The organism is Acidaminococcus intestini DSM 21505 (genome assembly GCF_000425045.1).
GTDB lineage: Bacteria > Bacillota > Negativicutes > Acidaminococcales > Acidaminococcaceae > Acidaminococcus > Acidaminococcus intestini.
Map to the genome: position 1 here is coordinate 1 of NZ_AULA01000037.1, position 20419 is coordinate 20419.

General features: G+C 47.6%; 17 protein-coding genes. 4 read left to right on the forward strand and 13 right to left on the reverse strand.

Annotated elements, in window-relative coordinates; all coding sequences use genetic code 11:
• The 6 genes from H503_RS12605 to H503_RS0109815 form a co-directional block, all read right to left on the reverse strand.
• A partial coding sequence (locus H503_RS12605; RefSeq protein ID WP_026385725.1) for a transposase family protein occupies positions 1 to 214 on the reverse strand: 214 nt, incomplete at its 3' end.
• 171 nt (positions 215 to 385) lie between these two features.
• Positions 386 to 766, reverse strand: coding sequence for a RidA family protein (locus tag H503_RS0109795; protein WP_016459829.1), 381 nt, complete (start codon positions 764 to 766; stop codon positions 386 to 388).
• A 15-nt stretch (positions 767 to 781) separates the two neighbouring features.
• Positions 782 to 1852 (reverse strand): ABC transporter ATP-binding protein, encoded by a 1071-nt coding sequence (locus tag H503_RS0109800; protein WP_014128068.1) that lies wholly within the window; start codon positions 1850 to 1852, stop codon positions 782 to 784.
• A gap of 18 nt (positions 1853 to 1870) precedes the next feature.
• Positions 1871 to 3553, reverse strand: coding sequence for an ABC transporter permease (locus H503_RS0109805; protein WP_009015048.1), 1683 nt, complete (start codon positions 3551 to 3553; stop codon positions 1871 to 1873).
• Positions 3554 to 3645: 92 nt separating this feature from the next.
• Complete coding sequence (locus H503_RS0109810; protein WP_009015049.1) at positions 3646 to 4695, reverse strand: ABC transporter substrate-binding protein; 1050 nt, start codon at positions 4693 to 4695, stop codon at positions 3646 to 3648.
• A gap of 53 nt (positions 4696 to 4748) precedes the next feature.
• A complete protein-coding gene (locus H503_RS0109815; RefSeq protein WP_009015050.1) occupies positions 4749 to 5630 on the reverse strand; it encodes an NAD(P)-dependent oxidoreductase in 882 nt (293 codons plus the stop codon).
• Positions 5631 to 5995: 365 nt separating this feature from the next.
• Here H503_RS0109815 and H503_RS0109820 point away from each other — a divergent pair, with 365 nt between their 5' ends.
• Positions 5996 to 7435, forward strand: a complete 1440-nt coding sequence (locus H503_RS0109820; protein ID WP_014128066.1) for a sodium/glutamate symporter family protein — start codon at positions 5996 to 5998, stop codon at positions 7433 to 7435.
• Between the two features lie 74 nt (positions 7436 to 7509).
• Here H503_RS0109820 and H503_RS0109825 read toward each other — a convergent pair whose 3' ends face one another.
• The 4 genes from H503_RS0109825 to H503_RS0109840 all read right to left on the reverse strand — a co-directional run bounded on the left by H503_RS0109825 (position 7510) and on the right by H503_RS0109840 (position 12165).
• Entirely contained in the window at positions 7510 to 8307 is a 798-nt protein-coding gene (locus tag H503_RS0109825) for a hypothetical protein (RefSeq protein WP_009015052.1), read from the reverse strand.
• A gap of 95 nt (positions 8308 to 8402) precedes the next feature.
• The gene (locus tag H503_RS0109830) at positions 8403 to 9578 is read right to left on the reverse strand and encodes a type III PLP-dependent enzyme (RefSeq protein ID WP_009015053.1); all 1176 of its coding nucleotides are present in this window, start codon (positions 9576 to 9578) and stop codon (positions 8403 to 8405) included.
• Positions 9579 to 10081: 503 nt separating this feature from the next.
• On the reverse strand, positions 10082 to 11356 hold the full coding sequence (gene serS / locus H503_RS0109835) for a serine--tRNA ligase (protein WP_009015054.1): 1275 nt from the start codon (positions 11354 to 11356) through the stop codon (positions 10082 to 10084).
• A gap of 71 nt (positions 11357 to 11427) precedes the next feature.
• Positions 11428 to 12165, reverse strand: coding sequence for an NAD-dependent protein deacylase (locus H503_RS0109840; RefSeq protein ID WP_009015055.1), 738 nt, complete (start codon positions 12163 to 12165; stop codon positions 11428 to 11430).
• A gap of 220 nt (positions 12166 to 12385) precedes the next feature.
• On the opposite strand from H503_RS0109840, the gene ggt reads away from it, so the two are divergent.
• Complete coding sequence (ggt, locus tag H503_RS0109845) at positions 12386 to 14134, forward strand: gamma-glutamyltransferase (protein WP_035196336.1); 1749 nt, start codon at positions 12386 to 12388, stop codon at positions 14132 to 14134.
• 51 nt (positions 14135 to 14185) lie between these two features.
• On the opposite strand, the gene H503_RS0109850 is transcribed toward ggt, so the two are convergent.
• Positions 14186 to 15610: an FAD-binding oxidoreductase gene (locus tag H503_RS0109850; RefSeq protein ID WP_016459832.1), complete on the reverse strand. Its 1425-nt coding sequence runs from the start codon at positions 15608 to 15610 to the stop codon at positions 14186 to 14188.
• Between the two features lie 292 nt (positions 15611 to 15902).
• Complete coding sequence (locus tag H503_RS0109855) at positions 15903 to 16967, reverse strand: OmpA family protein (RefSeq protein ID WP_009015058.1); 1065 nt, start codon at positions 16965 to 16967, stop codon at positions 15903 to 15905.
• A 352-nt stretch (positions 16968 to 17319) separates the two neighbouring features.
• Here H503_RS0109855 and H503_RS0109860 point away from each other — a divergent pair, with 352 nt between their 5' ends.
• Complete coding sequence (locus H503_RS0109860) at positions 17320 to 18345, forward strand: branched-chain amino acid aminotransferase (protein ID WP_026385716.1); 1026 nt, start codon at positions 17320 to 17322, stop codon at positions 18343 to 18345.
• Positions 18346 to 18466: 121 nt separating this feature from the next.
• Here H503_RS0109860 and H503_RS0109865 read toward each other — a convergent pair whose 3' ends face one another.
• Positions 18467 to 19906 (reverse strand): carbon starvation CstA family protein, encoded by a 1440-nt coding sequence (locus H503_RS0109865; RefSeq protein ID WP_009015060.1) that lies wholly within the window; start codon positions 19904 to 19906, stop codon positions 18467 to 18469.
• Positions 19907 to 20122: 216 nt separating this feature from the next.
• On the opposite strand from H503_RS0109865, the gene H503_RS0109870 reads away from it, so the two are divergent.
• Positions 20123 to 20419: transposase (locus H503_RS0109870; RefSeq protein WP_026385381.1), on the forward strand; the 297-nt coding region annotated here is incomplete at its 3' end.

The window sequence follows — 20419 nt, forward strand, 5'->3', positions numbered from 1 at the left end:
GGACAAAAGCCTGTTGGTGCAAAATGGATCCGATAGCAATCCTTTGCCAACGGTAATCCTTGATTCTATCGGTCTTCGCATGACAATTAGGGCATTGGACAACAGCTCGATTCAGTTCCATAATAAATTCAATTTGTTGCTCACTGTGGATGCATTTTTTTATTACGTTACCTTTGACATTCAAGGAATTTGCTATATAATCAAATGTGGACATAGGCCATCTTCCTTTCATTTAGGTTTGGCGATTTAATTGTAAGAGTGGATGCCGTCTATGTCCACTTTTTTATGCAAAAATGGGGTGAGGAAAGAATATTTCCTCACCCCAACATTTATTATAGAACCTAAAAAAAGACCGCTGCAAAAAGCAGCGGCCAAACGAAAGCTCTTATTTAACGGCAAAGGCCTCAATTTCCACAAGGGCACCTTTAGGAAGCGCCGCTACCTGGAAGCAGGCACGAGCCGGACAAACACCTTTGAAGAATTCCCCATAGATTTCATTCATAGGTCCAAAGTCCTTGATATCCGCAAGAAGGACCGTCGTCTTAACGACATCATCAAGGCTGCAGCCAGCTTCAGCAAGGATATTCTTGACATTCGTCAAGGATTGTTTCGTCTGGGTGACGATATCATCGCCAGCAAACTCGCCCGTCTTAGGATCGATAGGAATCTGACCGGATACATAAACCGTCGTTCCGGAAGCTTCAATCCCCTGGGAATAGGGTCCAATCGCGGAAGGGGCATTTTTGGTAGCAATTTCTTTTTTCATGAAAAGTTCCTCCAATCAAGTGATAATATAGTTGTTTCTTTCGTTACCCAATAGAATTATATCACGAAAATCAAGATAAATCTCCTCTCCATCTTTCCAAGTATGGTACGCACTGCCATGGGTCATGACGCGGATCATACCGGCTGCGGTCTCAATGCGGTAGTCAACAGCATCCCCCATATAGAAACGATGCCGTACCGTCCCCTTAAGCATCCCTCCGTTCTTGGAAAGGCTTACATTTTCAGGACGAACAGCAATAATGCCATCTCCTTCAGGAATTCCCGCCTCATTAGGGAAAGAAACGGTAGTATTCTTGATAAAGGCCCTATCACCCCGCATCGCAGCAGGTACGAAATTGACAAGACCAATAAAATCAGCCACCATCTTATTGGCAGGATGGGTATAGACATCAAAAGGGCGTCCAATCTGCTGGATTTCGCCACCATTCATGACGACAATGCGATCACTCATGGTCATGGCTTCTGATTGATCGTGGGTGACGTAAATAACCGTAATGCCAAGCTCTTTTTGGAGTGTCGAAATTTCAAAGCGCATGCTTTCCCGGAGCTTGGCATCAAGATTTGAAAGAGGTTCATCCAAAAGGAGTAGGCCAGGATGTGCAATGAGCGCACGAGCAAGAGCCACGCGCTGCTGCTGCCCGCCAGAAAGTTGATTGGGATAGCGTCTTCCATACTGGTCAAGGTGAACCATCTTAAGGGCTTCTTCCACACGGCGGTCCCGTTCGGCCTTGCTGACGCCCTGGATTTTCAAAGGATAGGCTACGTTTTCTGCGACCGTCATATGGGGCCAAACAGCATAAGATTGGAAGACCATGCCTATATCCCGTTTTTCCGGTGCCATAAAAAGTCCTTCACTTGCACTGGAAACAACAGTATCCCCCAGGATAATGGAGCCTTCCGTGGGACGTTCAAAGCCGGCAATCATCCGTAGGGTCGTCGTCTTGCCACAGCCCGAAGGTCCTAGGAACGAGATGAACTCCCCATCTTTCACGTCAAGATTGAAATCTCCCACAGCCGTTACATTTCCAAAACGTTTATAAAGATGCTCGAGTTTGACTTGAGACATAATTTATTTTCCTCCTTGCTAAATGGCAATGTGCCCTTTTGACACTTTGTTCAAGATGAGGTTCCCCACCATAACAATGATGAGAATGATAACAGACATAACCGAAGCATTCTGCGTATCAGCATAGGTCTGCAGTTCGTAAAGAAGGACACCAATGGTCTGGGTATCACTGCCATAAAGCAGATTCGACATGGTCAATTCATAAAAGGAAGGCATAAAGATGAGGAACCAGCCCGCTACAATGGAAGGAGCAATAAGCGGCATGATAATATCCTTACAAATGCGAAGCCAGCCCGCACCAGAGTTCAGCCCTGCCTCTTCAAGACTTGAAGAAACCTGGCTTAGGGAAGCGGCAATGGTACGAACACTCATGGTCATATACTTCACAAGATAGCTGACAATGAGGATCCACATGGTGGAATAAAGGTTTAAGCCGTAGTTACCCGAGAAGGTTATGATGAGAGCCAGTGCAATAACAACGCTGGGCGTACTGCCGCCGACCATCACAAGCAGATCTGGGAGACTGCGCCCCTTCACGTGCGTTTTAACCGATAGATAAGCCACAAAAAGGGAAAGGATCGTGCCAATCGTTGCAGCAATGAAAGCATACCCCAAAGAGCGCCAAATGCAATCGAGATACTGACTGTTTTCAAGAACCGGTATCCATGCGTCAAAGCCAAAATTATCAAGACTAAGGCCTTTGGACATGCTCACCATGAAGCTTGTAATGACAATGGATCCTAACGGCAGGATTACGGCTATAAAAGCATAGACGGCTACAAGAAAAGTAGCAAGACCTTTCCATTTTCCCAATTCCACCAAGGCTGGCCGGGTGCTTTTTCCGCCAATGGTCGTATAATCCTTGCGTCCCATGAACCAAGTCATGAAAAAGAGCAGACCATTGGCAAGAATCATAAGCGATACGGCAAGGGTTGTCGCATTGCGGATACCGCTGTCGTTGCCCATATAGACGAAGGACACAATGCGCGTTGTCAGGACTTCAATGTTGCCTGGCATGCCCACAATAGCCGGGATTCCAAAAGCAGAACCAGCCCCAATGAAGACCAAGAGGCCGCCGGCGAGGATACTCGGCGCCATGAGCGGCAGTGTCACATCCCACAGGACACGAAGCGGCGAAGCGCCGGAAACGCGGGAAGCTTCTTCCAGTGTGGGATCCATTTTTTCCATGGCACGGGAAATGGTAATAAAAGCAAAAGGGGAATAAAAGAGGGTCAAGACCCAGATAAGTCCACCTTCCGTATAAATATTAAAAGGGGCCTTGCTCAAGGAAAAGATGGTTTTCAATAGGGCATTGAGATATCCTACATCAGGATTAAGAAGCTGCGTCCAAGCAATGGCCCCAACATAAGGGGGAATCATATAACTGGCAACAAGGATGGTTCGGAACTTTTTTCGTCCCGGCAAATCCGTTCGGCCGATAAGCCAGGCCAAAGGAAAGGTTATCAGGACGGAAAGAATCATGACGAGAATAGAGATTTTCGCCGTATTGGTCAGGGCCCTCATATTGACGGCCTGTCCATAGACAGTAAGATAACTCGACACGTCCAGGTGTCCATCAACAACAACGCTGTCGATAATAAGTACAGCCAGAGGCAGTACAATGAAATAAAGAAGGATGAGGACAGATAGCGCAATGACCATAAACTTACTGTCAAGGCGCGGCATTTGATATCGTTTCACTGTAAACTCCTTTTCCGCTTGAAAAAGCGGGGAGGCCAGAGGATGTTCCCCAGCTCCCCGCTCACAGTCCGATGGCTGCGGAAGGTGATCTTTTATCTATCGAGGACGCGAGATCGGAATTCTTCCTTGATTTGGGCTTCATTCTTAGTCAGCTTATCCCAATCTACCTTAATGGCATTCTGGAGCAATTCCTTCAGCGTATGTTTGGATCCCTGCGGTTTTTCCACATCATCCCGGACCGAATACATCCAGCCAGCAGTTACGGCTTCCTGACCTTCTTTGCTGAGCCACCAATCCGTAAGAGCCTTGGCACCGTCTGGATTCTTTGTCGCTTTGAAGATGCCGATCGGTGAAGAAATGAGGATGCACCCTTCCTTCGGATACACAACTTCCAACGGTTCCTTCTTGGTCTGCTGGAGTTTCAGCACGTTTTCTTCCAAGATGATGGCAGCCATATATTCACCTGTGAGAAGTTTATTTTGGATGGCACTGTTGCCTTCTTCAACACGGAGTCCATTGGCTTTCAAACGATCAAAATACTCCCAGCCAAATTTATCAGCAAGGGCTCCAACAGCAACATAAGCAGTCCCGGACAGAAGCGGGTTCGGCATGGCAATACGGCCTTTATACTTTGGATTTGTCAAGTCTTCCCAGCTTGTCGGAATATCTTCCTTTGCAATCTTATCCTTATTGTAGGCAATAATCATATTGCAGACACGGACGGAAGTCCAAGCGCCATCCTTATCCACTTCCATGATATGATGTTTGATTTCAGGGGACTTGTAATCCAGAAGGAGACCCTTTTCCTTGAGATAGATATAATAGGATGGGTCAGCAACCATGAGGACGTCGTCGCTGATCTTGTCTGCCTTGATTTCCCCGGCAATCTTTGTCTTGATCTTTTCTGTACCGCCTTGGAACCAATTAACCTTTAAGTCGGGAAACGCCTTTTGAACAGCTGGTTTCACACGGGAATTGACGACATCAGGATACATGGACGTATAGACCATGACATTGCCTGAAACTTTCTTGCCGCCCGAAGCGGCTTCTTTCTTGTCACCGCCGCCACCGCAGCCTGCTGCAAGAAGGCTGCCGCAGGTAAGGGCAAGAGCTGCTAGTTTACACCATTTTTTCTTCATCATGTAGATTCATCCTTTCTGGAGTGGATTCCGCGGGGAGACCATCCCGCCTCGATTTATTTTTCTTTGTCAGCGTAGTAGGTAAAAAGCGCCTGCGTTCCTAAATCCCCCATTCCTTTTGCCTCGAGGGTCCGGTATTCCGCAAGGACCTGTTTGAGAACGGGCAGGGCAAGGCCCATCTTGCTCGCTTCTTCATCGGCGAGATTCATATCTTTGATGAAGTGTTTCAGGAAAAAACCCGGTGCGAAATCACCATGGACCATCTTGCTTCCAAAAGCATTGAGCTGAGCACTGCCCGCCGCCCCGGTGGACACGGCAGCTAAAAGAGTATCCAGATCAAGGCCCTCCTTTTTTGCATAGTTCAGGGCTTCACAAATGCCGCTCATGGTGCCGGCAATCATGATCTGGTTGGCCATCTTGGCATGCTGACCGGAACCAGCCGGTCCCATGTAGTTGATGTTGGTTCCCATCCCCTCAAAGACAGGGCGCATGGCCTGAAAATCCTCTTTTTCACCACCGACAAGGATGGAAAGGGTTGCGTTTTTAGCGCCCGTATCCCCACCTGTAACCGGTGCATCGAGGACATGAAGGCCAATGGCAGTTCCTTTTTTGCAGAGTTTTTTTGCAAGGGTTGGACTTGTCGTAGTCATATCAATGATATATTGTCCGTGGTGGGCACTATTAAAGATGCCCCCTTCTCCGAAATAGACCGCTTCCACATCTTTAGGAAAACCGACAATGGAAATCATGACATCGACCGCTTTGACGCAGTCAGCAAGCGTTTCATGAAGGGCAACCCCTTCGGATTCAAGGTCCGCAATCTTCTCAGGGTGCCGAGCATAGGCATGCATTTCATAGCCCTTTTTTCCAAGGTTACAAAGCATGGATTTTCCCATGATGCCCGTCCCTACAAAACCAATCTTCAGCATTTCCGTCATATGGAATTCCTCCTTTTTCCCCAGCACTTGACTAAGGAACACACTCATTATATATAATTTGAATCGCTATGGCAACGAATTATCCCTATAATTCTGATAATTGCATCATTCATCGCACTTTTTCCATTACAAAAGATGCCTATACATCAAAATTCTTAAAAACTCCCTGTAACATGGACACTGTGCTGATGATAACCTTTTTTTGTAACAAGCAGCCTTATTCTCCGTCTAACTTGAATGGAATAGTAAATTCGCCTTTATTTTATATTGCGTCCATTACACAAAAACAAATCATAGACAAAGTAGTAAATTATTGATACGATATAATTGATAATTCTGTATTTTATATCAAAGGAGGCCTTTTCATGACCAGCAAGATCCTGCAAGAACTTCTCAAGAGTACTGCTTTCCTAGGTGTTCTGCTCCTTATCGGACTCTATCTTCGAGCCAAGATTTCCCTATTCAGACGTTTCCTGGTTCCCGCGTCTGTCATCGGCGGATTCCTCGGACTTCTTTTAGGGCCTGAAGTCCTTGGTCTTACAGGCTATTCCCCCATATCCCCTGAATGGAACAAGACGTGGTCCCTGCTTGCAGGGATTCTCGTCGTTCCCATGTTTGCCGGGATTCCCTTGGGAAACTTCGTCAAGAAAAAACGGCTCGATCCTCAAGAAAACCGCAAAGAAGCCGCTAAGATTGCTATTGTGAGCGGCATTGCAAGCGGAGCCTTTGGCTTTCAGATTATCCTAGGCGTCGGACTTCCCCTACTTTTTATGGCCTTTATTCCCGGTCTAGAATTCTACAACCAATTCGGCTACGAAATCTGTCAGGGCTTTAACGGCGGTCACGGTATGGCCGGGGCCATTGGGAGTCTGCTCATGGAAGGAGGCGCCAGCTACTGGGAACTGTCCCAAGGCGTTCTTACCACCTTTGCCACGATTGGCCTGCTTGGCGGGATCCTGCTAGGCGTCATGATTATCAACCGCGCTGCCGCAAAAGGGGAAACGGCCTTTTTGAAAGGATCCGCCTCTCTCCCGACAGAAGATACCTATGGATTTACAAAGGAAATAAACAAGCAGGGACAAATGGGACGGGAGACCACCCAAAGTGCTGCCATTGAACCATTGACCGTTCACCTTGCCATTATCCTTGCCGACTGCGGACTAGCTTATTATCTGCGCGGCCTATTTGTCAAATATCAGATCATCGGACTTCAGGACGTACCTGTTTGGCCCTATGCCCTGCTTCTCATGTATGCCGTCAACTATGGCATTCAAAAACTGCATTTGGAATGGATGATTGACGTTAAAATAAAGAACCATATTTGCGGCATTTTTGCTGACTTCTCCATTATCGCTGCCATCGCCAGCATGCCGATTCGCGCCGTCTTGGATTATATTCTCCCCATCCTTGTCATTTCTGCGGCGGGCTTTGTTCTGGTCTACTATACGACCATCAAGATGTTCCAATATTTCCTTCCTGACAGCTATCCTTTTGAACGGGGCATCCTCAGTTTTGGCATCAATACCGGCGTCATGATGACAGGTGCCACGCTGCTTAAAATCTGCGATCCCAATTTTGACTCCCCTGTTATGACGGACTACTCCCTATCCTACGCCATCCGGCAGGTCATTGAGCTTGTAAGCACACCCATCATGTATGCTATCCTCGTTAAAGGAACAGCCATGGATATGCTGAAATTTGGCATCATCTATACCGTTTGCTGTTATCTGATTGCTTTTATTGGGAAAAAGCTCTATGGATCCCCTCGCAAGGAGAAGATGAGGGAAACCGTTCTGGCTGAGTGATTCTTTTTTCCATCCAAAAAGACCGCTGCTCTTCATGCAGCGGTCTTTGTTCTTTATCAGAAAAGGACGATTTCTTATGGAAGGAGGGCCTTGACCTTATCAAGAAAACTATCTTTCGCCGCCGACTTCGACGGTATTATGGCAAGGGTTCTCACAATGTTCCTAAGTTTCCGCCCGTCATCATTCCAATAGGCTTCCTCCTCCTTAGGATAGGAGGCCGTCAAGATATGGATGCGGTCATTATTGAGGAAGGTCCAGCGCAGGGTGTGGACCGTCACAAGGGGAACGCCTTCCTGTAGGATGGTCTTATCGTAGGCCGTAAAAAGATGTTCCACACCGTTTATGATTTCCGTCTTCATTGGGCTCCAGTTACTGTAAGTGACAGTATACCCATCTGGAAGGCCCTTTCCATCACTGAATTTGATGCCGTCCATGGTGGCTGTGCCAAATTCCTGGAGGGCCTTTTCATCCATACCTAGATTCTGTCCATACCGAGGAAGCTTCATAGGACTTCCCACGGTTTGAAACGTAATTCGCGCCGCATGGTTTCCGGCCTCAAGAAAAGCCGCTCCTTGATCTGTTGTCACAAGGACGATGCTTCCTTTTTTGGAATATTGGGCCCGATCCTTTTCAAGGAGGGCCTTTACATAGGGATCTGTTTCTTCAGCTTCCATCTTTTTCCGAATTGCTTCCGTTTCCTCAAAAAAAACGGAAGGAACCGAAAACCGGGCATCCGGATCCAATTTGACTTCAATCCAGCCCGGATACTGGACCGGCTCAATCTTAGGCGCTGCCGCTTTTTTCCCGCATCCAGCTGCCAAAAGAGCCAGGGTGCAAACAAGAAAAAGGAAGGGGCGCAGTAATTTTCTCATAGAAATCCATCCTTTCCATGCGTCATTATACCATGTTTTTCAAAACAAGGCGCAAAAAACCGGCCCCCCGCAGGAGACCGGTTGCGGTTCAAAGGTTATACAGCAAGGGAAAGCTGCTCATTTCCCAAGCCAAGTTCATCCCGTACATCCTCCCAAATAACCATACGGGCCTTTTTGAACCCATTGAAGGTCGTTGCTGAAGCCGATGTATAGGCACCGCAGACAGGAACAAGGAGCAAGTCATCCACTTCAAGGGGTTCGGTCATCTTGCCGCGGAACATAATATCCAAGGAATCACAGCTCGGGCCAGCAAAGGTTGCCGGGATCTTCTCCCCTTCCTTGAAGCTGATAAGCTTGTAGTCCCACTGATCGAAGATTACGCCGGAGAAGGTCCCATAAATACCATCATCGAGGAAATACCAGACCTGACCATTGCGTTCATTGACGCCAATGACCTTGGTAATAAGATTTTGAGCCGTGCCAGCCATATAGCGGCCGGGTTCACTCCAAATAATCTTATCGGAAAAGTCTTCCCGCAAGCGGGCTGCTATCTGATCCAAGATAGCCGTCAAGTTGTAATGGACACCCGTTTCCGGAATGGGGAACCCGCCACCAATATCCATGATGGGAAGGTCAAACCCCTCATTTTTTGCTTCTTCCAAGAGTTCATGGACAACATCAAAGGCGTGGAGATAAGAATCGGCCGTTGTAACCTGACTGCCGACATGGAAGGCAATTCCAGCCATGTCAAGACCAGCCTGCCGTGCCAGTCTCATAAGGGACAGGGCCTTTTCCCGCGGCGCGCCAAATTTCTTGTTAAGGTCCACATGGGCCTTGGGATTATCAATGCGCAAGCGCAGAAGCACGGTCGCATGGGGTACCCATTTGGCAATTTTGCAGATTTCCGATTCACTGTCAAAGGTCATACGCGTTACACCAGCATCGACGCAGGCCTTGAGGCCAGCTTCCGTCTTGATGGGATTGGCATAGATCATCTTTTCCCCCGGAACACCAAGGCTTGCCAAGGTACGGATTTCCCCGTCACTTGCAACGTCAAAATCAGCGTTTTTATCAATCATGGTCTCCAGGATTCTCAAATCCGGATTGGCCTTCATTGCGTAATGGATTCTCATCTGCGGGATATGGGTCCGCAGGATGTCATAATTTTTTTCAATCTGTTCCAAGGAAAGCACCAGCAAAGGAGTGCCGTATCTTTCAGCTAACCGGCTGACTGCATCTTGACTCAATTGAAAAAAAGCTTGTTCGTTCATCTATCCATCCCCCTCTGGCGTCAGCGACGCATATTTTAGTTCGCTGTTAATTATACTACAGAGCACAGAAAAGACAAGAGGAAAATAGAGGAAATTGAAGGAGATTTGAGGAGATTGAAGAAAAAATATGAAAATCGCTGGATAGTCCTATAAATTAAATGAATAAAAGCAATTATTCTATTTACTCCCTCATACTATCTCTTACGGCCTCATACGGCTCCATACGGAGCCAAAGCTCTTTAGGAGAAAAAGGGCTTATGAATATTTTTAAATCTGTACCATCTTTTACAACTTGATAACGTCTTTTGCATACACCCCTATACTCCTTTTTTCATTGAAGCAGAGCTATACTCTTCTTTTTTCTCTTAATAAGAAAGAGGCGCCCATGAATAAATATTCATGGACGCCTCTTTCTTATTAAGAGCTAAAACAAGCAAATTATCCCAACAAAAAGCAAAAATGGGATTCCTTTCCTCAAAGGAATCCCATTCATTTCATCCGACTTAGGGTTTAGCAATGACATCGCAGCCCATGTACGGTCTCAAGACTTCAGGGACCACGATACTGCCGTCTGCCTGCTGATAGTTTTCAAGAATAGCGGCCACCGTACGTCCAACAGCAAGGCCGGACCCATTGAGGGTGTGGACAAACTCCGGTTTGGATTTGCTGTCACGGCGGAACCGAATATTGGCACGACGCGCTTGGAAATCTACACAGTTGGAGCAGGAAGAGATTTCACGGTACTTGTTCTGTGCGGGGAACCAGACTTCGATGTCATAGCATTTGGTGGCCGAGAACCCAAGGTCACCCGTGCAGAGGCAAACCACATGGTATGGCAGTCCAAGGGCCTGAAGAATCCCTTCGGCATCATGGGTCAGCTTTTCCAACTCATCAAAGGAATCTTCCGGTTTAGTGAATTTCACCATCTCCACCTTATGGAACTGGTGCTGGCGGATCAAGCCGCGCGTGTCACGTCCGGCGCTCCCGGCTTCTGCACGGAAGCAGGGGGTAAAGGCCGTCAAATAAATCGGCAGTTTGGCGCCGTCAATAATTTCATCACGGTAGTAGTTCGTCAAGGGAACCTCCGCCGTCGGGATAAGATACATCTCCATCCCTTCAAGGCGATACATATCTTCGTGAAATTTTGGGAGTTGACCTGTACCGGTCATGGTCTCCCGATTGACGATATAGGGCGGGATGACTTCCGTATAGCCGTCTTTTTGGGTGTGCTGATCAAGCATGAAGTTATAGACCGCACGTTCCAGACGGGCCCCCAGGCCCAGATAATAATAGAAACGACCGCCCGAAACCTTGGCTGCCCGATTGGAATCGAGGATGCCCAGGTCTTCCCCAAGATCCCAATGGGCCTTGGGTTCAAAATCAAAGTGCGTCGGTTCACCCCATTTACGGACTTCCGGGTTTTCCGTATCATCCTTGCCAACGGGAACACTGGCATCAGGCATATTGGGGATTGTCAGCATGATGTCACGCAGTCCCTGTTCCACTTCCTTGAGTTTCTTGTCCGTTTCAGCAATCTTATCTCCAAGGGTACGCATGGAAAGGATCTTCTCCGAAGCGTCTTCACCATTTTTCTTCATCTTGCTGATTTCAGCACTGACGCTATTGCGCATGCTCTTATCCGCTTCCACTTCCTGGAGCAGGTCACGGCGCTCTTGGTCAAGCTTCCTGAACGCATCAAGATCCACTTCTGTGTGACGGTTCTTCATGGCCTCGGCCACTTTATCTAGATTTTCCCGAACAAACTTCAAATCTAACATCGACATTACCCCCCAAATCAAAAGGACATTTTAGGCCATTATATCACAAATTGCGTGAAAAAATCATCTTTTCAAGGCAATTGTTCCATGACTTTTCCGATGGCTGCTGAAATGACAAGTTGGGCATCCTGATCGTAGGCGGTTGTCCCTTTATTGATGAGGACCAGTTTCTTACCTTGATAATATCGGATAAGGCCGGCTGCCGGATAGACCACAAGGCTCGTACCGCCTACAATCAGTATATCAGCCTGGCGGATGTAGGAAACCGCCCGCTCCAAGGTTTCCCTATCAAGGCCTTCCTCATAAAGGACCACATCAGGTTTGATGACGCCGCCGCAGGTGTCGCAACGAGGAATGCCGACATGGGCTCTCATATAGGCAGCGTCAAAAAATTTGTGGCATTTTTGACAGTAATTACGGTGTACACTGCCATGCAGTTCAAGGACATTCCGACTGCCTGCCGCCTGATGCAGACCATCGATATTCTGGGTAATGACAGCCTTTAGACGACCGTCCCGTTCCCACTGGGTCAATTTCTTGTGGGCTGCGTTTGGTTTGGCATCAAGGCAGAGCATCTTATCATGATAGAAGCGATAGAATTCGTCGGGATGCGCTTCAAAAAACGTATGGCTCAAAATCGTTTCCGGCGGAAAATCATACTTTTGGTGATAAAGGCCATCGATACTGCGAAAGTCGGGGATCCCACTTTCCGTCGAAACCCCAGCTCCGCCAAAAAAGACAATGTTTTGACTTTCCCCCACCCACTTAGCAAGGGTTTTGATTTTTTCTTCTACTTCTTGAGATTCCATAAGGATCGACTCCTTTCTCTATCCTGCTCTTCCATTATAGTATGGTCCGGAAGAAAAACATACCCCTTGCAGCGTCCTTTTCCCCTGCCGCACTGTATCTTTTCATACATCTTTCCATAAGGAGTTTTTTGCTTTTTCCCGTTTGTTGTCTCCTTCCATCTTGTCCCCTATAATGGATTTATCGAAGCTTTTCCCGATTCTTTTCCAAAAGGAGGTTTGTATGATTACTTGGTCAAAGGCAAAAGCGAAAAAGAAAGCCCTTGCTGCCGTGGCAATGGCACTTTCACTCTTGGGTCCAACGACAGCTTTTACGGCACCGGCCAATCCCCTAGTCACCAGCAAAGGAAAAGGAATGGTTGTTTCCTCCCAAGCCCTTGCCGATCGGATTGGGCAGGATGTCCTTGATCGGGGCGGCAATGCCGTCGATGCCGCTGTCGCTGTAGGCTATGCCCTAGCTGTCTGTCATCCGAATGCAGGCAATATTGGCGGCGGCGGATTTGCAGTCATCCATACGAAGGATGGAGAGGACATTGCCCTTGATTTCCGGGAAACAGCCCCTGGAAAGGCTACAAAGGATATGTACCTTGATGAAAAAGGCAATGTAGACAGTAATAAGAGCCGTCTGGGCTATCTTTCCGTTGGCGTACCGGGCACGGTTGCCGGGATGACTGAAATGCTGAACAAATATGGCACCAAGAGTCTAAAGGAACTCATGGGACCATCCATCGAAATGGCAGAAAAAGGATTTGCCGTTTCCCGGAATATGGCAGGAACCCTGAAAGATGTTGGGACGGAACGCTTCACGCCTTACAAAGCCTCCCGCAACTATTTTCTCCACAAGGACGGCAGTCTCTATCAAGAAGGAGAAATCTTTGTCCAAAAGGACCTGGGAAAAGTCCTGCGCCGCATTGCCGATGACCCGAGAGATTTCTATACGGGCAAAACAGCCAAACTCATTGTCAAGGATATGAAGAAAAATGGCGGCCTCATTACAGCCGCTGATCTGGCCCAATATAAACCGGTCTGGCGGAAGCCAAGTGAGACCACGTATCGGGGATACAAGATCATTTCCATGGCCCCACCCTCTTCCGGCGGGCCCATTATCGCGGAAATCCTGAACATCATGGAAAATGCGGACATCGAAAAGAGTGGATTCCAAACGCCTGAAACCATCCATATCATGGCCGAAGCCATGCGGCGCGCTTATGCTGACCGCAGTGAATATTTTGGTGACCCTGACTTTGTAAAAATACCTTTGAAGGAACTCACCGATAAAGCTTACGCCAAGCGGCTTTATGAAAGTATCGATGAAAAAAAAGCCACACCCAGTGATCTTGTAAAGCCAGGTCTTATCCCCCTGAAGGAAGGCACACAGACCACGCATTACTCCGTTGCAGACCGTTTTGGCAACGCCGTTTCCGTCACATACACCATTAATGACTGGTACGGCAGTGGGGTTGCCGTTGAAGGGGCCGGATTCCTCCTCAACGATGAAATGGATGATTTTTCGGCAAAACCAGGCGTACCTAATATGTACGGCGTCATTGGCGGTGATGCCAATGCCATTGCCCCCTATAAACGGCCCTTAAGTTCCATGAGCCCTTCCATCATTTCCAAGGATGGCAAGATTTTCATGGTTGTCGGAAGTCCGGGTGGAAGCCGCATCATTACAACTGTTCTTCAAGTCATTTCGAATGTCATTGACCATAAGATGCCTGTCAACGAAGCTGTTTCGGCACCGCGCTTCCACATGCAGTGGCAGCCTGATGAAATTCGTCTGGAACCGGAAAACGGACTGACTGAGGCCCAAAAGAAAGACCTCGTGGCACGGGGCTATCACCTGACCGTTAAACCGTATATGGGCGACGTCAATGCCATCATCATCGATCCTGTCTCGGGAGAGATGACAGGAAGCCATGATTCCCGCAGCGACCTAAGTTTCATTGAAGTTGCGCCAACAAAGAAATAACGAAAGGAAGAGGAACCGCGGAGCTTTGCTCTGTGGTTCCTCTTCCTTTTCCTAAGCAATAAAGTCGCCATTCATATCAACCAGTTTCCCAGGGTTCATGATGTTATTGGGATCAAGGGCCCGTTTGATGGCCTTGATGATCTTCACTTCCCCTTCCGGCGTATTGCGGGCAAACTCTTCCAGCTTCTTATAACCGACCCCATGCTCGCCGCTCATCTTTCCTCCCAGGGCATAGACGCGTGGGAAGAGATCGGCATGGAAAGCCTTGATCTTTTCAAACCATTCATCCGGTGTCAGGCCATATTTATTAAGGGGCAGGACATGGATGTTGCCATCACCGATATGGGCAACGGTTACGCAATAAAGACCGTATTTTTCCCGCAGTTCCGGAATTTGTTTGGTCATATCGCCAATTTTGTCGAGAGGAACCACAAAGTCCTCGGTCTGGAACATCTTATCAATGGCCCTGGCCGCTTCGGCAAATTCCTTGCGCAGTTTCCAGATGCGCTCGTCAGCTTCAAATTCATCGATGGATCCATTTTCTTCGGCAAGATCACACAGCAGCTCCATCTTCCGGTCAAGTTCATCTTCCGTAAAGGTCTCAACGGTCACAATAACATAGCAGGCCCCTTCATCTGCATGAGGAAAGTGCATATCAAGGTACTTTTCCGTCATGATAATGGCCTCGTTATCCATATATTCAAGGCTTGTCGGATCAACCCCGGCTTTAAGGATCTTATTGGGCAGGGCAAAGGCTTCTTCATCCGTCTTGAATACACAGACCATATTGAAACTGTATGGCGGCAGGGGACGCAGCTTGACCGTAATTTCCGTAATGATGCCGAGCGTTCCCTCGGAACCAGCAAAAAGCTGTTCCAAAGCAAGGCCAGTCGAGCATTTTTGCAGCCGTGCCCCAACATCAACGATATCTCCTGTCGGCGTCACCACTTTGAGGGCATAGATCTGGTTGCGCGTCGTCCCGTACTTGACAGCCTTGTTGCCGCCTGCATTGTTTGCAACATTGCCGCCGACCTGGCTGGAAGATGCAGAAGAGGGATCAGCTGCATAGAGCAGGCCATGTTTTTTAGCTTCTTCCTGCAGCTGGGCGCAATAGACGCCCGTCTGTACGACCGCGTACATGGCATTTGCATTCAGTTCCAGGATCTTGTTCATCCGTTCCAGTTCTACAACCATGCCATGGTAGATAGGAATGGCGCCACAGGCCACGCCGGAACCTGCAGCCCGCGGCGTAATGGGGACAAGGTATTGGTTGGCAAGTTTGACAATGGATGCAACTTCCTCTGTAGAACCAGGGAAAACGACGACTTCTGGCTTTTTGAAAAAATGAGGATTGCCTTCCTCGTCGGTTTGGTACTGATCCAGAGTATCTTCGTCGTAACGAACATATTTCTCCCCCACCACTTTTTTAAGATCTTCGAGCAGTTCCGGCGTCACCGGATGAAAACAACTTACCATGCTAAGAACCTTCTTCCTTACAAAATAGACTCTATATTGTATACCGAATACAAAGTTTGAGATGTCCTTTACTATACCACTTTTTTCTTATTTGTAAATAAATTTATTACATAAATTTTGCAACATTCCACATTATATGTAATATTGTACTATTCTTTACAGGAATATTCCCGGTATTACTTGTCTCTTCGTCCTTCTTTTAAGGACAGAAGCATATGGAACAAAAATAGCAGCAAAAAACGCCCCAGGAATAATTCCTGAGGCGCGTTTACGGATTTGGATCCGCATAAAATTATTTATGTTCCCACACATCCACACGACGGTTATCGGCTTTGCCCTGTTCCGTCGCATTGGAAGCAACCGGATCCTTTTCACCCTTGTAGTTGAGTTTCAGACGATCGCTAGAAACCCCATTATTGGAGACGTACTGGGCGACATGGTCAACACGGCGCTTGGAAAGGTCTTCATTGTAGGCATCAGAAGCATCAGAATCCGTATTCCCAACCAGTTTGAACGTAGAATCCGGATGATCCTTGGCAACCTGGACAAGATGGTCCATCTTGTCCCGTTCAGAAGGAAGTGGCTGATCATCATCAGAGGCAAAATGAATGCTGTCCAGATAGTAGTCATTGTAGACATGGGCCGGTTCTTGGACCGGTTCTTCCACAACAGGAGCCGGTTCTTCCACGACAGGAGCAGCTTCTGCCTTATGCCCGCCAAAACGATAGGTCAGGCCGACCAAGAAACCTCTGTATTTGATATTGTTATCATCATCCAGCTTGGTGTCAAGGTAACGATACCCAGCATTCAGATCCCAATCCTTGGCAATGGTATAACTAAGACCCGCTTCCCACATAGAAGTCTTCTTCGTTCCCAAAGCGCCTTCTGCGTACAGAGCGAGGTTCTTAGCAAGGTCAGCCTTCACAATGGCACCAAACTGGGCCACATTGTTCACAACACTGTCAGAGCTGTCAATCCCATAGGTGCCTCGTGCCACGCTGCCATCGAAATCATTGTTGATGCGGGCCCAGCCTGCAAAAAGGGCGGCGTTCCGTCCCAGGCTGTACATCAAGTTGACTTCATTTTCATCGCCGGCCGTCTTGAAATCGCCAGCTTCGGTCTTTAGCCCATGATAATCATAACGCAAGGCCCATTTATCAGAAAGGGCGTAGCCAAGACCACCATTAAAGTTCCATTTCGTATCGCTTTCCAGTCCATCAAATTTTGCTTTGGGATCAGATGCCCCCAAATCAACTTGCCATTGGCCCTGTTCCCAACTCGTTGCGGGAGCTGCGCTTGCAATGGAAGTAAAGGCGGCAAGAGCGGCAACCGTCATGACCAAAGACTTTTTCTTCATTCCAGATTCCTTCTTTCCCTCTCATTGATTTAGCTCATGAAAACCAGTGAAACACTGATTGTTCTATTTATTTTACTGCCCAGAAAATGAAAGCTAAATGAAAAATATGTGTCAAAAATGCGAAATCGGACATTTATTTTTGTTTGGGATGAATTGTCTCTTCCCATTATATACAGAAAAGCATTCGTCCTTTATTTGTGGATAGTGTAAAGATTAAGTCATTTATATCGTTTTTAGAACACAAAATCATCCATATGTCTTTAAATAATTGACAAATTATAACATTATGGCTATTATATTTTGGTACTTATTCAATTAAGTTACAAGTTACTGGAAAGGATCTGAATGACTTATGACAAAGGTATCACTTGATTGGTCCAGCTTGGGTTTTGGTTATATGCCAATTTCCAAACGGTATGTAGCGACCTATAAAGATGGGAAATGGGGTCCAGGTGCTCTGACAGATGATCCCACCGTTCCCCTTAACGAATGCGCTGGAATCCTTCAATATTGCCAGCAGGTCTTTGAAGGACTGAAGGCCTACAAGACCAAGGATGGCAGAACCGTTACGTTCCGTCCGGACCAGAACGCAAAACGCATGGTAGATTCAGCAAAACGTATTGAAATGCCTCCTGTTCCGGAAGCCATGTTCATGGAAGCTGTCGATGAAGTCGTGCGTGCCAACAAGGATTGGATTCCTCCCTTTGAATCAGGCGGAGCCCTTTACCTGCGGCCCTACCTTTTTGCAACCGGTTCCGTCATCGGGGTCAAGCCAGCCGATGAATATCAGTTCCGTTTGTTTGGCACCCCTGTAGGCAACTATTTCAAAAATGGAGTCAAGCCAATCACCATTTGTGTTTCCGACTTTGACCGTGCAGCCCCTCGTGGGACAGGCCATATCAAAGCTGGCCTGAACTACGCCATGAGTCTTCATGCTTATATGACCGCCCATGCTAAAGGCTTTGACGAAAACATGTACCTTGATCCGGCTACTCGCACTTATGTCGAGGAAACGGGCGGTGCTAACTTCCTTTTTGTCACAAAAGACGGTACCCTTATCACACCTAAATCTGACTCCATCCTGCCGTCCATCACGCGCCGCAGCCTGATTACCATTGCGGAAGATATGCTTGGCATGAAGGTGGAACATCGGCCCGTAGCCTTCTCGGAAGTGGCTGATTTTGCAGAAGCTGGCCTCTGTGGTACTGCGGCTGTCATCTGCCCTGTCGGCCGCGTTGTCGATCATGGCAAGGTCATCGATATCAAAAGCGGCATGGATGAAATGGGCCCTGTCTTAACCAAACTCTATAAGACCCTTCGCGGAATCCAGATGGGCGAAATTGAAGGTCCCAAAGGCTGGATCCACGAAGTCAAATAACAGATTCAATTCCCTGAAACTATCAAAGGACCGGTACGGAACAATATGTTCCGTACCGGTCCTTTGACATGAAAAAAATCACTTGGAAGGCAATCCCTTCCAAGTGATCCTACGATTTCAATCAGCCTTCAACCGGTTTATCAGCCAGGTCGATTTCACCGCGTTCAACTTTCTTTGCGCGCTTCCAGAAGAGGATGTTTGCAATGACAGCCACAGCAATACCAGCAGGATAAGCAATGCTGGTCGAAAGGCCAAGGCCTTCCTTAGCCATGAGGATGTACGTGCAGGATACAGCGCTCATGAATGTACCTGGAACCAAAGCAATCACATAGTTGCCCTTGTTAGCCAGGAGGTACATGGCACCAGCCCAGAGAACGAAGACAGCCAAGGTTTGGTTCGTCCAGGAGAAGTATCTCCAAAGGATGGTCACGTCAACCTGGGTCAGGATCCCACCGACAGCAATGATAGGAATGGAAAGTTTCAGACGGCTTGCTACCGTGTGCTGGTCAATCTTGAACCAGTCGCAAATGGTGTAGCGGGCAGAACGGAAAGCCGTATCGGCAGAGGATACAGGGCAAGCAATTACACCGATCATGGCAATGATTGTGCCAACCGTACCCATCAGGCCGGAGCAGATATCATAAACAACACCGCCAGCGCCCTTATAGGTAACAAAAGCCTTGGCAAGGCCCTGCGTACCATCATAGAAGGTCGTACCAGCAGCAGCCCAAATCAGGGCAATGATGCCTTCACAAACCATGGCACCATAGAAAATCTTATGGCATTCACGTTCACTCTTGATGCAGCGAGCCATCAGCGGAGACTGGGTGGAATGGAAGCCAGAGATAGCACCGCAAGCAACGGTGATGAACATGATCGGCCAAATCGGGGTTCCTTTCGGATGCATGTTAGTGAAGCTGATTTCAGGAATGGTATATCCCTTCGCAAAGAGCATGGTCCCAACACCAACAGCCATAAAGATCAAGCAGAAACCAAAGAACGGATAGAGCTTACCGATGACCTTATCAATCGGCAGGAAGGTTGCAATGAAGTAGTAGATCAACAGGACAACCAGCCAGAAGTTGAAGCTCTGGGTCGTGATCTTGGTCAGAAGGCCAGCAGGGCCCGTCGTGAAAGCAACACCGACGAGGATCAGGAGGATAACGGAGAATCCACGCATGATATGTCTCATGGTATCGCCGAGGTACTTCCCTACGATTTCGGAAATGGAGGCACCATCATTTCTTTCAGACAGCAACCCAGAAATAAAGTCGTGGACACCGCCTGCAAAAACCGTACCAAAGGTAATCCAAAGGAACACAGCAGGCCCCCACATAGCACCGGCCAAAGCACCGAAGATCGGGCCCAGTCCAGCGATGTTCAGCAGCTGGATCAAGAAGACACGGCCCGTTCCCATCGGAACATAGTCGACACCATCTTCCAGTCTGTATGCCGGAGTCTTTCTGTCATCGATAGGAGGACGGAAACAACTCTCGACATAGCCGCCGTAAATGAAGTAGCCGAGAATTAAGATTGCAAGACACACAAAAAAGCTAATCATTACATAAACCCCCTTCTGCGAATTTACTTCGCGTTTCTTACCTCTTATTATAGTCCCTTTGTCACACAAATGCTACAATATTTTAAAACTTTCTGAAAAAAACTGTCCTTGAGAATGTACTTAATTAGGAATAGTTTTCTATAAAAAGAAATAAATAAAACCGCGGAAAACTGAAATGTACCCTCTTTACTGGACACCCAGTAAGGAGGGTACATTTTGCGTTATACGACTGAATTTAAGCTGATGTGTGTAGAACTTTATCGTCAAGGTAAGTGGGTAAAAACACCTAAAGGAATTAAAACAGCAAATTTTCGTAACAAGATTCGTACTTGGAATCGTATCGAACAGGCTGGCGGACCGGAAGCATTGTGTCACAAAGCACATTACAAGGCATGGTCCCCAGAGGAGAAACTTGAATTGGTTTCACAAGTAAATGCCGGACAGTCAATGATGGCTGTCGCCTGTCAATATGGTATGAGCTATAGTCTTTTGTACCAATGGGTTCGTAAATAC